The following is a 13,614-nucleotide window of genomic DNA, read 5'->3' on the forward strand; positions in this document are numbered from 1 at the left end:
CCCCGCCGCAGGCGTCAGCCGTTGATGATCGCATCGATCTTGGCGTCGTACTCCTTCGCCAAGGCCTTCACGTCGCCGCCCTCGGCGATCTTGCCGAAGAACTCCTCGAGGATCTTCTGCCCCTCGACCGCCGCCCAGCCGGGTGCCGCCGGGGTGAGCTTCGAGTTCAGCGCGGAGTCGACCAGAGCCTTCGCGAACTGGTCGTCACCGAGGTCGCCGACGAAGTCGGTGTTGGCCGGACCGAGGCCGTTCTTGGCCAGCAGCTTCTGGTAGTCGTCGGAGAAGATGATGCGCAGCAGCTCCTTGGCGCCGGCCTGCTTCGTGCTCTTCGCCGAGATGGCGATGTTGGATCCGCCCGCGAACACGGGTGCGGGCTCGCCCGCCGTCGTGCCGGGCAGCGGGAAGACGCCGAAGACCTCGTCGTTCCACTCGCGCTTCTCGTTGCCCTTGTCGTCATCGCCGACGTAGTCGCCGATCGACCAGTGCGCCCATCCCGGAGCGATGATGGTCGCGGCAGAGGGCGCCGCGCCGTCCTTGTCGTTGTTGATGTTGACCCACGGGGTCGAGTCATCCTCGGTCGCCGGCGCGTTCGAGGCGTCCTCGAACAGGGTCTGGAACTGCTCCAGTCCGGTGATCGTCTTGGCGTCGGAGAGCGTCGAGACCCACTTGTCGCCGTCCTTCTTCGCCAGCTCGCCGCCGTTCGCGAACACCCACGACACGCCGTTGCGCCAGTCCTGACCGCCGATGTAGAACCCGGACTGTCCGGGCGTCTTGAGCTTCGCGACGTCGGCGTTGAACTCCTCGAGCGTGGTGGGGACCTCGAGCCCCGCGGCCTGCCAGATGTCCTTGCGGTAGGTGACGTAGCGCGAGCCGAAGTAGTAGGGCAGCGCGTACTGCTTGCCGTCGACCTCGCCGACCTCGACGAAGGAGTGGAGCAGCTTGTCTCCGCCGAGGTCCTCGTAGATCGGGCTCAGGTCGGAGAAGGCGCCGGCCGTGGTGAAGGTCGGCGACCACGTGTTGCCGATCTCGGTGACGTCGGGGGTGTTCTTCGCGTCGGGGAGCTGGTTCGTCAGCTTCGTGAGGGCGTCGGTCCAGTCCTGCTGCTGGATCTTCAGCGTGCCGCCGGTCGCCTGCTTGTAGTGGTCGACGAGGTACTCGCGCGCCTCGTCCGGCGTGTCACCGCCCATGACCCAGAACGTGATGTCCTGGCCTTTGGCTCCCTCGGCATCGAAGCCGGCGGGAGCATCGCCAGAGGGCGTGTCTCCCCCGCCGGCGCAGCCGGTCAGGGTGAGGGCGAGAGCCGAGGCCCCCGCGAGAGCGGTGAGCGCGAGTCTGCGCTTCCCATTTCGGATCATTCTGGTGTTTCCTCTCGGTGCTGCACTGCAGGAGGGATCTCCGGATGGAGTCGAACCCCGGGTGAGGTCCATTGAACAAACCGCGAAAGGTTTGTTAGGACAGCAACCTAACAAACCCTGCTCGGGGTGACAACCCTCGACGCCGACCGGAGGTAACGTTTCGGCCTCGACCCTCGGATCCGTCATGATTCCCCCCTAAAGGTCGAAAGGACACTAAGATCGACAGCGGAGGTTAAGGTAACTATGACTCAAAGCATCCGCGTGGCGGTCTCGACCGTCATCCTCACGCTGCGGCGCGCGGAGTCGGGCGCCGCCGTGCTCGCCCTTCCGCTCGTGCTGCGGACGCGCGAGCCCTTCGCGGACCAGTGGGCGCTCCCCGGCGGATGGCTCACGGCAGCGGAGTCCCCCGTCGATGCATCCGCCCGCACACTCGCCGAGACGACGGGCCTCTCTCCGAGCTACCTCGAGCAGCTCTACGCGTTCGGAGCGGTCGACCGCTCCCCCACCAGGGTCGTCTCCCTCGTCTACTGGGCGCTGTTGCGACAGGACGACGTCGATGCCCAGATCGCCGCTCACCGCGCCTCGGGTCTCGCCCCCGAGAACGTGCGCTGGTTCGAGATCGACGCCCTGCCCGAGCTGGCTTTCGACCACGCGAAGATCATCGAGTACGCGCTCTGGCGACTCCGCAACAAGGTCGGCTACAGCCGCGTCGCCCACGGATTCCTCCCCGCCGAGTTCACCCTCGCCGATCTGCGCGAGGCGTACGAGGCGATCCTCGGCAGGTCCCTCGACCCGGCGAACTTCCGTCGCCAGGTCGAGGCCTCAGGCAACCTGCTCCCCACCGACCGCTTCCGCACCGGAAGTCACCGCCCCGCACGTCTCTACCGCTACAACACCGATGTCGCGCTGGCCGATCGCGGCCCGCTCGGCCCCGAGGAAACGAGCATCCGATGAGCATCACCTTCATCCCCGTCACCCGCCTCGACCCGTCGGTCGACCACCAGCTCCAGGAGATCGTGAGCGGGGCGTCGACAGACGCCACCTGCAGCACCGATCTCGCGGCCGGCCCCTGGGACTTCGACACCCGTCCCGGCTACGGCCCCGGCTCCTCGATGGGCGACGTGATCCCCACCGGCGCACCCCGGCAGGGTGAGCTGCCGGTCGAGTACCGCGAAGCGGACGAAGACGAGCTCGACGCCCGCATCCGCGCCGCGAAGGAGACGCTGGGAGACCGGGTCGTCGTGCTCGGCCACTTCTACCAGCGCGAGGAGGTCGTGCGACACGCCGACTACGTGGGCGACTCGTTCCAGCTCGCCACGGCCGCGAAGGGCCGGACGGATGCCGAGGCGATCGTCTTCTGCGGCGTGCACTTCATGGCCGAGACCGCCGACCTGCTCTCCACACCGGACCAGGCCGTCATCCTGCCGAACCTCGCCGCCGGGTGCTCCATGGCCGACATGGCCGACATCGACCAGGTCGAGGACTGCTGGGAGCAGCTCGCCGAGATCTACGGCGACATGGACGCGGTCGACGACGACGGGCGCGTCCCGGTGATCCCCGTCACGTACATGAATTCCTCTGCGGCGATCAAGGGCTTCGTCGGCCGTCACGGCGGCATCGTGTGCACCTCGTCGAACGCCGCGACCGTGCTGGAGTGGGCGTTCGAGCGCGGGAGGCGCGTGCTGTTCTTCCCCGATCAGCACCTGGGCCGCAACACCGCCAAGGCGATGGGCGTTCCGCTGGATCGGATGCCGATGTGGAATCCTCGCAGGGCGCTCGGCGGCTCGACCGCCGACGAGCTGGCCGATGCGCAGGTCATCCTGTGGCACGGGTTCTGCTCCGTGCACCGCCGGTTCACCGTCGCGCAGATCGATCAGGCCCGCGCCGAGCACCCCGGTGTGCGCGTGATCGTGCACCCCGAGTGCCCGATGGAGGTCGTCGACGCCGCCGACGAGGCTGGTTCCACCGACTACATCCGCAAGGCGATCGAGGCGGCGACCACGCCTACGACCTTCGCCGTCGGAACCGAGATCAACCTGGTGCGGCGCTTGGCGGCCCAGTACCCGCAGCACGAGATCTTCTGCCTCGACCCTGTCGTGTGCCCGTGCTCGACGATGTACCGCATCCACCCCGGCTACCTGGCCTGGGTGCTGGAGGAGCTCGTCGCCGGACGCACGCCCAACCGGATCACGGTGTCTGACGACGTGGCGGCTCCCGCCCGTGTCGCGCTCGAACGGATGCTCGCGGCGAAGCCCCCGGTCACGGCGGGCGCGAGATGAACGTCATCGTCGTCGGCTCGGGCATCGCCGGGCTGACTGCGGCGCTGCACGCGCACGAGGCGGGGCATCGGGTCTCGCTCGTGACCAAGGGCGCGCTCGGCGACGGCTGCACCGGGTTCGCGCAGGGCGGGGTCGCGGGCGTCTACGGACCAGGGGACTCGGCCGCTCGGCACGCCGCCGACACGATGGCCGCCGGCGCGGGGCTGTCGGACGCCGCCGCCGTCGACGTGCTCGTCGACGACGCGGCCGCGCGCATCGCCGAGCTGATCGCGCGCGGCGTCGCGTTCGACCGGGCACCCGACGGGCGGCTCCTGCTCGGACGCGAGGCCGCGCACAGCCATGCACGCATCGTCCATGCGGGCGGCGACGCCACGGGCGCCGCGATCTCCCTGGCACTGGTCGCCGCGGTGCGGCACACGAGCATCGACGTCACGGAGCACGCCTTCCTCGTCGACCTCCTGATGCGCGACGGATCGGTGCACGGCATCCGCACTCTCGTCGACGGACGTCTGGTGGAGCGCGAGACGGATGCCGTCATCCTCGCGACCGGAGGAGCCGGGCACCTCTACGCGCACACGACGAACCCGCTCGGAACCACCGGCGACGGGATCGCCGCGGCGCTCCGCGCCGGTGCCGCGGTCGCCGATCTGGAGTTCGTGCAGTTCCACCCGACGATCCTCGTGTCGGAGCCCGCGTTCCTCGTCTCCGAGGCCGTGCGCGGCGAGGGCGCGACCCTGATCGACGACGAGGGCCGCCGTTTCGTGTTCGACACCCACCCCGACGGCGAGCTCGCCCCCCGCGACGTGGTATCCCGCGCGATCGCCAGGCAGGCGGCGGCGCAGGGTTCCCCGGTCCGGCTGGACGCGACCATGCTGGGCGCGGCACGGCTGGCGGAGCGCTTCCCCACCATCGACCGGGTGACCCGCGAGCGCGGATTCGACTGGGCAGGAGAGCCGATCCCTGTGACCCCGGCCGCCCACTACCTGATGGGCGGCGTCGTCACGGATCTCGACGGCCGCACGACCCTTCCCGGACTCTTCGCCGTCGGCGAGACCGCGCGCACCGGCGTGCACGGCGCCAACCGCCTCGCGAGCAACTCGCTGCTGGAGGGCGCCGTCTTCGGGGCCAGAGCAGCCGCGGCGCTCTCGGACCCGCACCCGCCGTTCCGGTCGCGAAACCGGTCGGCTTCCCCGCGCCTCGCCGACCAGGTTCGCGACCGCAGCGACCGGGTTCGCCACCGGGGCGGTCACGAGAGCTTCACCCGCGCGGCGCTCCAGCGGCTCATGTGGGACGACGTGGGCCTCCTCCGCACAGAGGACGGGCTCGCGCGCGCCATCGACGTCATCCTGGCCTGGCAGGCGGATGCCGTCGCCTCTGCCACCGTCGCCGAGCACGAAGACGCGAATCTCCTCCTCCTCGCCGCCGAGACCGCCTCCGCCGCACGGAACCGCACCGCGAGCGTCGGCGCCCACTACCTCGAAGCCCCTCGTCTGGAGAGAGTCTGATGCTCACCGCAGCCACCGTCACCCGCGTCGTCGCCGCCGCCCTCGACGAGGACGCCCCCTGGGGCGACCTCACCAGCACGACCCTTCTGCCAGCCGACGCGACGGCGACCGCCGACCTCGTCGCGCGCGAGAGCGGGGTGTTCAGCGGCGGCGAGGTCTTCACCGCCGCGTTCGCCCTCACCGACCCGTCCCTCGTCGTCGACGTGCACGTCGGCGACGGCGACGAGTTCCGCCCCGGAGATGTCCTCGCCTCGGTCACGGGATCCGCGCGGAGCATCCTCACCGCCGAGCGCATCGCACTGAACTTCACGCAGCGCATGAGCGGCATCGCCACTCTCACGGCGGCATACGTCCGCGCCGTGGAGGGAACCGGCGTCCGCATCGCCGACACGCGCAAGACGACACCGGGACTCCGCGCGTTCGAGCGGCACGCCGTGTTCTCCGGCGGCGGCCGCAACCACCGGTTCTCCCTGTCGGACGCCGTGATGGCGAAGGACAACCACCTCGCCGTGCTGCAGCGCGCCGGCGGCGACCTCGCCGGGAGGCTTCGCGACGCCTTCGCGCACCTCCCCCACTCGATGCACATCGTGGTCGAGGTCGACCGGCTCGATCAGATCCCGGCCGTGCTCGACGGCGGCGCCCACACCGTGCTGCTGGACAACTTCTCGCTGGACGACCTGCGGGCGGGCGTCGCGCTCATCGGCGATCGCGCACAGGTCGAGGCCTCCGGCGGCGTCAGCCTCGACACCGTCGCGGCCATCGCGGCCACCGGCGTCGACGTGATCTCCGTCGGCGCCCTGACGCACTCCGCCCGTGCCCTCGACCTCGGGCTGGACGTCAGGATCGACTGATGCTGTACCTGGATCACGCCGCCACCTCGCCGGTGCGACCGGAGGTGCTCGAGGCGATGCGCCCGTACCTGACCGGGGTCTTCGGCAATCCCTCGAGTCACCACACGGTCGGCGAGGCCGCGGCGAGCGCGCTCGACGACGCCCGCCGACGCGTGGCGCGGGTGCTCGGGATGCGCGCGGGAGACGTCGTCTTCACGAGCGGCGGCACCGAGGCCAACAACCTCGCGGTCAAGGGGATCGTGCTCGCCTCCCCGCGGCGGCATCTGGTCGTCTCCCCCATAGAGCACGAATCGATCCTCGAGTCGGCCGACTACCTGCGCCGCTTCCACGGCATCGAGGTGACCTCGCCTGCCGTCGACTCGGCAGGGCGGATCACGCCGGATGCCGTCGCCGCCGTGCTCCGCGACGACACCGCGCTGGTCGCTCTCGGCCACGCGAACAACGAGATCGGCACGGTGCAGGACGTCCTCGCGATCGCGGCCGTGGTCGACCAGGCCGGCGCCGTGCTGCACGTCGACGCCGTGCAGTCCGCCGGGTGGCTGCCGCTCGACGGTCTCGGTACGGGCTCCATCGCGATCGCCGGCCACAAGCTCGGCGCACCGAAGGGCATCGGAGCGCTGGCCGTGCGCGGACGGATCCCGCTGGAGCCGCTGCTGCACGGCGGCGGACAGGAGCGCGGGCGCCGCTCCGGCACCGAGAACGTCGCGAGCGCGGTAGCTCTGGCGACCGCCCTGGAACTCGCCGACGCGGAGCGCTCCGATGTCGCGGCCGGAGTCGGTGCATTCACGCAGCGCTTCATCGCCGGAGTGCTCGCCTCCGTTCCGCAGGCCGCTCTGACCGGCGACCCGGTGCACCGGCTTCCCGGCACCGCGAGCTTCACCTTCGCCGGGGTCAGCGGCGAGGCGGTGCTGCTGGAGCTGGAGCGCCGCGGAGTCGTGTCGTCGAGCGGTTCGGCCTGCGCCGCCGGAAGCGACGAACCCTCGCATGTGCTGCTGGCCTGCGGCATCCCGCCCGAGGTGGCGCAGACCTCGGTGCGCTTCACGTTCGGGCGGGAGGCTCTCCCCGATGATGCCGCAGCGCAGCTCGCGGCTCTCGTCGCGGAGTCCGTGCGCTCCGTCGCCGATCGCTGAGCCGCCTCCGGCGCATCCGCTCGCCATAGACTCGGCTGGTGACTGCATCCGCTCCGCTCGTGACCGTGATCGTCCCCGGGCGCGACATCGCCGCGTTCGCTCCGGCCGCTCTCGACTCCCTGCGTGCGCAGACGGAATCACGGTGGCGGGCGATCCTGATCGACGACGGATCGACCGACGAGACCGCGGCGATCTTCGCCGATGCCGCCTCCTCAGACCCGCGATTCCGGATGCTCCGGCATGAGGCCTCTATCGGCCTCGGCGCCGCACGGAACGTCGGGCTGTCCCTCGTCGACACCGAGTATCTCGGGTTCCTCGACGGTGACGACGAACTCGCCCCCACCGCCCTCGCGCGACTCACCGGCACCCTCGCGGAGACGGGGAGCGACTTCGCGGCCGCTGCCTACGTGCGCTCGCGCTTCGACGGCGAGCGCTACGTCGCCGGGCGCGTGCAGCCGTGGGTCGCCGCCGCGACCGACCCCGCACGCCTCGGCACGACGATCGTCGAGCACCCGCGGGCGTCCGCGAACATCGTCGCCTGGTCGAAGGTGAGCCGTGCCGCGTTCTGGGCCGATCTGCGCTTCCCCGAGGGCGTCGCCTACGAGGATCAGATCGTCGCGCAGCAGATGTACACGCGCGCCCGTGCCTTCGACGTGATCCCTGACACCGTCGTGCGCTGGCGGCTCCGCGCCGACGGCACCTCGATCACGCAGGGAAAGGCGCAGCTGCCCGTCCTGCTCGACTACCTCACCGCGCTGCGCGGGGGCATCCGGGTTCTGCGCGATGCCGGGGCCCACGCCGCGGTCACGGCTAGACTCGAGCTCATCCTCACCATGGACGTGCCGCCGCTCCAGGAGATCGCCGGCACCCATCCGGACCCCGCATACGCTGCGGCGGTCTCGGCGTTCATCGCCGAACTGCGGTCACTGCCCGAGTTCGCAGACGCCCACCCCGACCCCGACCTCGTCGCCGCGCTCGCCTGGTGACGCCGGTCCACCTCGGGAAGCCGCAGACCGTCACTCCTCGTGCGGCGTGTCACTCCGTGGACACGCCGCCCAGCCGCTGAACGATCCGCGTCTTCCCACCTCAGGAGACACATGAACACCTATCTCGACTCCCTCTTCGGCCTCGACGGCCGCACCGCCATCGTCACCGGCGGCAGCTCCGGCATCGGCCGGGGCATCGCCACCGCGCTCGCTGGAGCGGGTGCCGCGACCGTCATCGTGGCCCGCGGGGCCGACCGCGTCGAGCAGACCGTGCGCGAGCTCACCGACGCCGGCGGCCGCGCCGTCGGCGTGGTCGGCGATCTGAGCACTCGCGCCGGCATCCGCGCGGTCGCCGAGGCCGCCGCCGAGCCCTTCGGCGAACCGGACATCCTCGTGAACTCCGCGGGGATCAACATCCGTCCGGCCTTCGCCGACATCACCGAGGACGACTGGGACGCGACCATGACCGTGAACGCCCTCGCTCCGTTCCTGCTCGGCCAGCGCTACGGGGTCGGCATGGCCGAGCGCGGCTACGGACGACTCATCCACATCAGCTCGCAGCAGGCGCATCGCGCCTTCGTCGGCAGCGGCATCTACGGCGTCTCCAAGGGGGCTGTGGAGTCGCTCATGCGCTCGGAGGCGGAGGCGTGGGGCGGGACCGGGGTCACCAGCAACACCCTCGTGCCCGGTTTCGTGCTCACGCCCCTCAACGCGCGGCTGCAGGAGGACCCCGTGCAGATCGCCGCCCTCGCATCGCGGACCATGATCGGCCGCAACGGCCTCCCCTCCGACTTCGCGGCGGCGGCGGTCTTCCTCGCCGGCGCGGGTTCGGCCTATGTCACCGGGCACTCGCTGTTCGTCGACGGCGGTCTCTCGGTGCACTGAGCGCCGCTACGCCTCGTTCGGATACACCCGCTCCTCGGCGATCGTCGCGTCGAGGAGCGGGACCGGAGAGGTGAGCGCCGCGACGGCATCCTCCCCCGCAGAATCCGCAGGCGCCCTGTCTGCACGACGATCGGCGAACGCGGCGGCGAGCCCTCCGGTGACGGACTGCTCGACCTCCGTCTCGGTGTCGAGCACCAGCGAGGCGGCGACCTGCTGCGCAGCGAGCTCGGCGTACAGCCCGCCTTGGGCGAGCAGCTCTGCGTGGGTGCCGGACTCCACGATGCGCCCCGCCTCGAGCACGTGGATGACGTCGGCGCCCATCACCGTCGACAGCCGGTGGGCGATCGTGAGCGTGGTGCGGCCCTTGGCCGCTTCGTCGAGAGCCTCCTGCACGACGCGCTCCGACACCGTGTCGAGCGCCGAGGTCGCCTCGTCGAGCAGGAGCACCGGCGGATCCTTCAGCAGCACCCTGGCGATGGCGATGCGCTGCTTCTCGCCGCCGGAGAGCCGGTACCCGCGCTCGCCGACGATCGTGTCGTAGCCGTTCTCGAAGCCGGAGATGATGTGGTGGATGTTGGCCGCTGTGCACGCCGCGACGAGCTCGTCCTCCGTGGCGTCGGGCTTCGCGTAGAGCAGGTTCTCGCGGATCGTCGCGTGGAACAGGTAGGTCTCCTGCGAGACGATGCCCACCTGGTCGATGATCGACTCCTGCGTCAGGGTTCGGACATCGGCTCCGGCGAACAGCACGGCGCCGCCGTGCGCCTCATACAGCCGCGGTGCGAGGTACAGGATCGTGGTCTTGCCCGCACCGGACGGGCCGACGAAGGCGACGTGCTTTCCCGGCTCGGCGACGAAGGACACGCCCTGAAGCGTCGGACGCGCATCGGGGGCGGCATCCGGATAGCGGAAGACGACGTCGGCGAACTCGATCCGGCCCCGAGGCCCTGGGGCCTCGGCGACCGTGATCGCCCCCGGAGCATCCTGGATCTCGGGCACGAGGTCGAGGTACTCGAAGATGCGCGCGAAGAGTGCGGACGAGGTCTGCAGATCGAGGGAGACCCGCATGAGCCCCATCAGCGGCATCAGCAGGCGCGCCTGCACTGTGGTGAACGCCACGACCGTTCCGGCGGTGATCGCACCGGTGCCCCCGGCGATCAGATAGCCCGAGACGAGGTAGATGATCGCCGGGACCGATGACATCAGCACCTGGACGACCGCGAAGAAGCCCTGACCGCTCATCGCCCGTCGCACCTGCAGCATCACCTGGTTGCGGTTCTCGGCCTGATAGCGGGCGGACTCGGTGCGCTGCCTGTTGAAGGACTTGGAGAGGAGGATCCCCGAGACGCTCAGCGTCTCCTGCGTGATCGAGGTGAGCTCCGACAGCGACTCCTGCGTCTCGCCCGCGATGCGCGCCCGCAGCTGGCCGACGCGGCGCTGGACCAGGATGAGGAACGGCATCATCACGACGGCGATGAGCGTCAGCCGCCAGTCGATGAGGATCATGGCGACGAGGGACGCCACGACCGTCACCGTGTTGCCGAGGATGCTGGTGACGGTGTTCGTCAGCACTCCGGAGACGCCGCCGACGTCGTTCTGCAGCCGCGACTGGATCACGCCCGTCTTGGTGCGCGTGAAGAACCCGAGCTCCATCGCCTGCAGGTGCTCGAACAGCTTCTCCCGCAGATCGCCGGTCACGCTGTTGCCGACGGTCGACGTCAGCCACGTCTGCGCGACGCCGAGCACCGCCGACAGCAGGAACAGCCCGATCGTCGCGAGCACGAGCCACAGCAGCAGATCGAGCTGCGGTCCCCCGCCGGACACCGGGAACAGCGCGTCGTCGAAGATCCGCTGCACGAGGAGCGGAGGGACGACGGCGATGGCGGCGCCGACGATCACGAGCGAGGCCGTGAAGCCGATGCGCCAGAGGTAGGGGTGGAAGAGGGCGATCACCCGCGAGCCGAGCCCCTCGATGCGCGGAGCGGCGGCGTTGATGCGCCGCTGCGCCGCCGCGTCGACCCCGTGGAATCCGCCGCGCGGACCGCCGCCCATGCCCATGCTCATCACGCCAGCGTACCCAGCCCCGCCGACACCGGCTCCGCATCCGCTGAGGGCGGATTCCTGTGAGTTCGGAATGAAATGTCCGAGGCAGCCGTTACGCTGAGTGACTCTCGTGCACTCGCACGCATCCCCTTACCTCGATGCCTTCTGGAGGCCGCCCATGTCTGCCGTCGATACCGGCTCCATCTCGACGACCCCGGCCCCCTCGACAGGCCTGATCCCGCGCAGGGACATGCGCGTGATCTGGGTCCTGCTGACGGCCGCGTTCGTCACGATCCTCAACGAGACCACGATGGGCATGGCGATCCCGCATCTCATCGACGACCTCGGGATCACCCCGATCGCCGCACAGTGGGTCACCAGCGCCTTCATGCTGACGATGGCCGTCGTCATCCCGACGACCGGTTTCCTGCTGCAGCGCTTCACGACCCGTCAGGTGTTCCTGGCCGCCCTCGCGCTGTTCTCCGCCGGCACCCTGCTCGCCGCGTTCGCGCTGGGGTTCGAGATGCTGCTGGTCGCCCGTGTGGTGCAGGCGGGCGGCACCGCGATGATGATGCCGCTGCTCATGACCACGATGATGAACCTCGTGCCGAACGAGTCCCGCGGCCGCATGATGGGCCGCGTGAGCATCGTGATCTCGCTGGCTCCGTCGATCGGTCCGACGATGTCGGGCTTCCTTCTCGACCACTTCGGCTGGCGCTCGATCTTCGTCGTCGTGCTGCCGATCGCACTGGTCGCGATGTTCGTCGGATGGCGTTGGCTGACCAACGTCGGCGAGACGACGAACGCTCCGCTGGATGTGCTCTCGATCATCCTGTCGGCCTTCGGCTTCGGCGGCATCGTCTACGGTCTCAGCCAGATCGGCGCCCTCAGCGAAGGCGGAGCCAACCCGGCGCCGCTGGTGATCGCCCTGGTCGTCGGCGTCATCGCACTGGGTGCGTTCCTGTGGCGTCAGGTGATCCTGCAGCGCAAGGACGACGCGCTGCTCGATCTGCGCGTCTTCCGCTCGCTCGGCTTCTCGCTGTCCATGGCGCAGATGTTCCTGCTCTCGCTGGCGTTCTTCGGAACCATCACGCTCGTCCCGCTCTACCTGCAGAAGGCGCTCATGCTGCCGACCACCGAGGCCGGCCTCATCATCCTCCCCGGCGCCCTGGCGATGGGCCTGCTCGGACCGATCATCGGCCGCATCTACGACGCGCGCGGCACGCGGATCCTGCTGATCCCCGGTGCGATCCTCGCCGCGGCGACGCTGTGGTTCTACACGACCCTCAGCACGACCACGCCGGTGTGGGTGGTGCTGCTCTCGCAGATCACGCTGTCGATCGGTCTCGCACTGTCGTTCACTCCGCTGTTCACGGCGTCCCTCGCCTCACTCACGCCGAAGTTCTACTCCTACGGGAGCGCCGTGATCGGCACCGTGCAGCAGGTCGCCGGCGCCGCGGGCATCGCAGTCATGGTCGCGGTGTACACCGTGGTCATGAACGCGAACGGCGGATCCGATGACCCGGCGGCTGTCGCCTCCGGGTCGCAGGTCGCATTCCTCATCGGCGCGGTCATCGCCACACTCACCGTGGTGGGCGCGTTCTTCATCCGCAAGCCGGAAGACGACGGCAGCACCCCGCAGCACGCCGGACACTGACCGGCGAGGCGTCTGCCGCTACTCGGCCTTCTCGACAGGGGGCGCCGGGAAGTGGCAGACGCCGCCGCTGCAGTAACCCGCGGCGTCGTCGCCGAGCAGGTTGAGGGTACCGAGAAGAGAGTGGAGCGTCTCAGGCGCATCCGCGCCGACGCCGTCCCCCTGTGTCTTCGTCATCCTTCGATGGTACGCCTGCTGCGCGGGGATGGCTCCGTCTTCGACGCCCCTCCGCACTGAATCGGAGCACACGACGCGCCCGGGACGAGGAGGCGACGAGACCGACAGCGGATCGACAGGGCCCACCCCCTACGGTTGAGGGATGCTCAGGTCACTCGTCGCCCGCCTCTTCTGGGTGTTCAGCCGCTGGACGCTCGCCTCGGAGCCGGCGCCGACACGGCCCACCGTGCTCATCGGTGCTCCGCACACCTCCAACTGGGACTTCGTGCTGATGCTCGCCATCGCGTGGCGCCTCGGCATCGACGTGCACTGGCTGGGCAAGAAGAGCCTCTTCCGCGGCTGGCGAGGGCCGATGATGCGTGGGATCGGCGGCATCCCCGTCGACCGGGCCGATCCTGCGAGGGTCGTGAACGACGTGGTGAGCCAGGTCAACGACGGCGCCGTCTTCGGGCTCGTCGTCACCCCGGACGGGACCCGCGGCGGCAACGAGTACTGGAAGAGCGGCTTCTACCGCATCGCCGTCCAGACGGGGATGCCGGTCACGCTCGGCTTCGTCGACCGCACGACGATGACCACGGGGCTGGGCCCGACGATCGACCTCACCGGAGACGTCGCCGCCGACATGGACCGCATCCGCGCGTTCTACGCCGACAAGGCAGGGGTCCGCCCGGAGCGCCGCACCGAGCCACGGCTGCGCGAAGAGGGCTCCGCGCCCACGACGCTCTAGACGGCTCACTGCGCGCCCCGCGAGA

General features: G+C 70.0%; 12 protein-coding genes. 9 read left to right on the forward strand and 3 right to left on the reverse strand.

Annotated features, from left to right (window positions below; all coding sequences use genetic code 11):
- Window positions 1-14: 14 nt before the first annotated feature.
- A complete protein-coding gene (locus CQ047_RS01775) occupies window positions 15-1,355 on the reverse strand; it encodes an extracellular solute-binding protein (RefSeq protein ID WP_105672552.1) in 1,341 nt (446 codons plus the stop codon).
- A gap of 243 nt (window positions 1,356-1,598) precedes the next feature.
- On the opposite strand from CQ047_RS01775, the gene CQ047_RS01780 reads away from it, so the two are divergent.
- From CQ047_RS01780 to CQ047_RS01810, 7 genes are all read left to right on the forward strand, one after another.
- Window positions 1,599-2,309, forward strand: coding sequence for an NUDIX domain-containing protein (locus CQ047_RS01780; RefSeq protein ID WP_105672553.1), 711 nt, complete (start codon window positions 1,599-1,601; stop codon window positions 2,307-2,309).
- Window positions 2,306-3,634: a quinolinate synthase NadA gene (gene nadA, locus CQ047_RS01785; protein WP_105672554.1), complete on the forward strand. Its 1,329-nt coding sequence runs from the start codon at window positions 2,306-2,308 to the stop codon at window positions 3,632-3,634. The genes CQ047_RS01780 and nadA overlap by 4 nt, the downstream gene beginning before the upstream one ends.
- A complete protein-coding gene (nadB, locus tag CQ047_RS01790) occupies window positions 3,631-5,139 on the forward strand; it encodes an L-aspartate oxidase (RefSeq protein ID WP_105672555.1) in 1,509 nt (502 codons plus the stop codon). The genes nadA and nadB overlap by 4 nt, the downstream gene beginning before the upstream one ends.
- Window positions 5,139-5,990 (forward strand): carboxylating nicotinate-nucleotide diphosphorylase, encoded by an 852-nt coding sequence (gene nadC, locus CQ047_RS01795; RefSeq protein ID WP_105672556.1) that lies wholly within the window; start codon window positions 5,139-5,141, stop codon window positions 5,988-5,990. Before nadB ends, nadC begins: the two co-directional genes overlap by 1 nt.
- Window positions 5,990-7,120 carry a cysteine desulfurase family protein gene (locus tag CQ047_RS01800; RefSeq protein WP_105672557.1) on the forward strand — a complete coding sequence of 377 codons (1,131 nt, stop codon included), beginning with the start codon at window positions 5,990-5,992 and terminating at the stop codon, window positions 7,118-7,120. Before nadC ends, CQ047_RS01800 begins: the two co-directional genes overlap by 1 nt.
- A gap of 38 nt (window positions 7,121-7,158) precedes the next feature.
- Window positions 7,159-8,106 (forward strand): glycosyltransferase family A protein, encoded by a 948-nt coding sequence (locus CQ047_RS01805; protein WP_105672558.1) that lies wholly within the window; start codon window positions 7,159-7,161, stop codon window positions 8,104-8,106.
- A gap of 111 nt (window positions 8,107-8,217) precedes the next feature.
- Window positions 8,218-8,991: an SDR family NAD(P)-dependent oxidoreductase gene (locus CQ047_RS01810; protein WP_105672559.1), complete on the forward strand. Its 774-nt coding sequence runs from the start codon at window positions 8,218-8,220 to the stop codon at window positions 8,989-8,991.
- Between the two features lie 6 nt (window positions 8,992-8,997).
- Here the strand turns inward: CQ047_RS01810 and CQ047_RS01815 are convergent, their stop codons facing one another.
- Window positions 8,998-11,052, reverse strand: coding sequence for an ABC transporter ATP-binding protein (locus CQ047_RS01815; RefSeq protein ID WP_181155803.1), 2,055 nt, complete (start codon window positions 11,050-11,052; stop codon window positions 8,998-9,000).
- Between the two features lie 157 nt (window positions 11,053-11,209).
- On the opposite strand from CQ047_RS01815, the gene CQ047_RS01820 reads away from it, so the two are divergent.
- Window positions 11,210-12,688 (forward strand): DHA2 family efflux MFS transporter permease subunit, encoded by a 1,479-nt coding sequence (locus CQ047_RS01820; protein ID WP_105672561.1) that lies wholly within the window; start codon window positions 11,210-11,212, stop codon window positions 12,686-12,688.
- A gap of 18 nt (window positions 12,689-12,706) precedes the next feature.
- Here CQ047_RS01820 and CQ047_RS18780 read toward each other — a convergent pair whose 3' ends face one another.
- Window positions 12,707-12,862 (reverse strand): hypothetical protein, encoded by a 156-nt coding sequence (locus CQ047_RS18780; protein WP_181155804.1) that lies wholly within the window; start codon window positions 12,860-12,862, stop codon window positions 12,707-12,709.
- Window positions 12,863-13,004: 142 nt separating this feature from the next.
- On the opposite strand from CQ047_RS18780, the gene CQ047_RS01825 reads away from it, so the two are divergent.
- Window positions 13,005-13,589, forward strand: a complete 585-nt coding sequence (locus tag CQ047_RS01825) for a 1-acyl-sn-glycerol-3-phosphate acyltransferase (RefSeq protein WP_105672562.1) — start codon at window positions 13,005-13,007, stop codon at window positions 13,587-13,589.
- Window positions 13,590-13,614: the final 25 nt, after the last annotated feature.

Source organism: Microbacterium sp. MYb72, assembly GCF_002979415.1.
GTDB lineage: Bacteria > Actinomycetota > Actinomycetes > Actinomycetales > Microbacteriaceae > Microbacterium > Microbacterium natoriense.

Bases quoted from the DNA above. Each gene is read 5' to 3' on its own strand.
- CQ047_RS01775 (WP_105672552.1), bottom strand. From the start codon at position 1,355: ATGATCCGAAATGGGAAGCGCAGACTCGCGCTCACCGCTCTCGCGGGG.
- CQ047_RS01780 (WP_105672553.1), top strand. From the start codon at position 1,599: ATGACTCAAAGCATCCGCGTGGCGGTCTCGACCGTCATCCTCACGCTG.
- nadA (WP_105672554.1), top strand. From the start codon at position 2,306: ATGAGCATCACCTTCATCCCCGTCACCCGCCTCGACCCGTCGGTCGAC.
- nadB (WP_105672555.1), top strand. From the start codon at position 3,631: ATGAACGTCATCGTCGTCGGCTCGGGCATCGCCGGGCTGACTGCGGCG.
- nadC (WP_105672556.1), top strand. From the start codon at position 5,139: ATGCTCACCGCAGCCACCGTCACCCGCGTCGTCGCCGCCGCCCTCGAC.
- CQ047_RS01800 (WP_105672557.1), top strand. From the start codon at position 5,990: ATGCTGTACCTGGATCACGCCGCCACCTCGCCGGTGCGACCGGAGGTG.
- CQ047_RS01810 (WP_105672559.1), top strand. From the start codon at position 8,218: ATGAACACCTATCTCGACTCCCTCTTCGGCCTCGACGGCCGCACCGCC.
- CQ047_RS01815 (WP_181155803.1), bottom strand. From the start codon at position 11,052: ATGAGCATGGGCATGGGCGGCGGTCCGCGCGGCGGATTCCACGGGGTC.
- CQ047_RS01820 (WP_105672561.1), top strand. From the start codon at position 11,210: ATGTCTGCCGTCGATACCGGCTCCATCTCGACGACCCCGGCCCCCTCG.
- CQ047_RS18780 (WP_181155804.1), bottom strand. From the start codon at position 12,862: ATGACGAAGACACAGGGGGACGGCGTCGGCGCGGATGCGCCTGAGACG.
- CQ047_RS01825 (WP_105672562.1), top strand. From the start codon at position 13,005: ATGCTCAGGTCACTCGTCGCCCGCCTCTTCTGGGTGTTCAGCCGCTGG.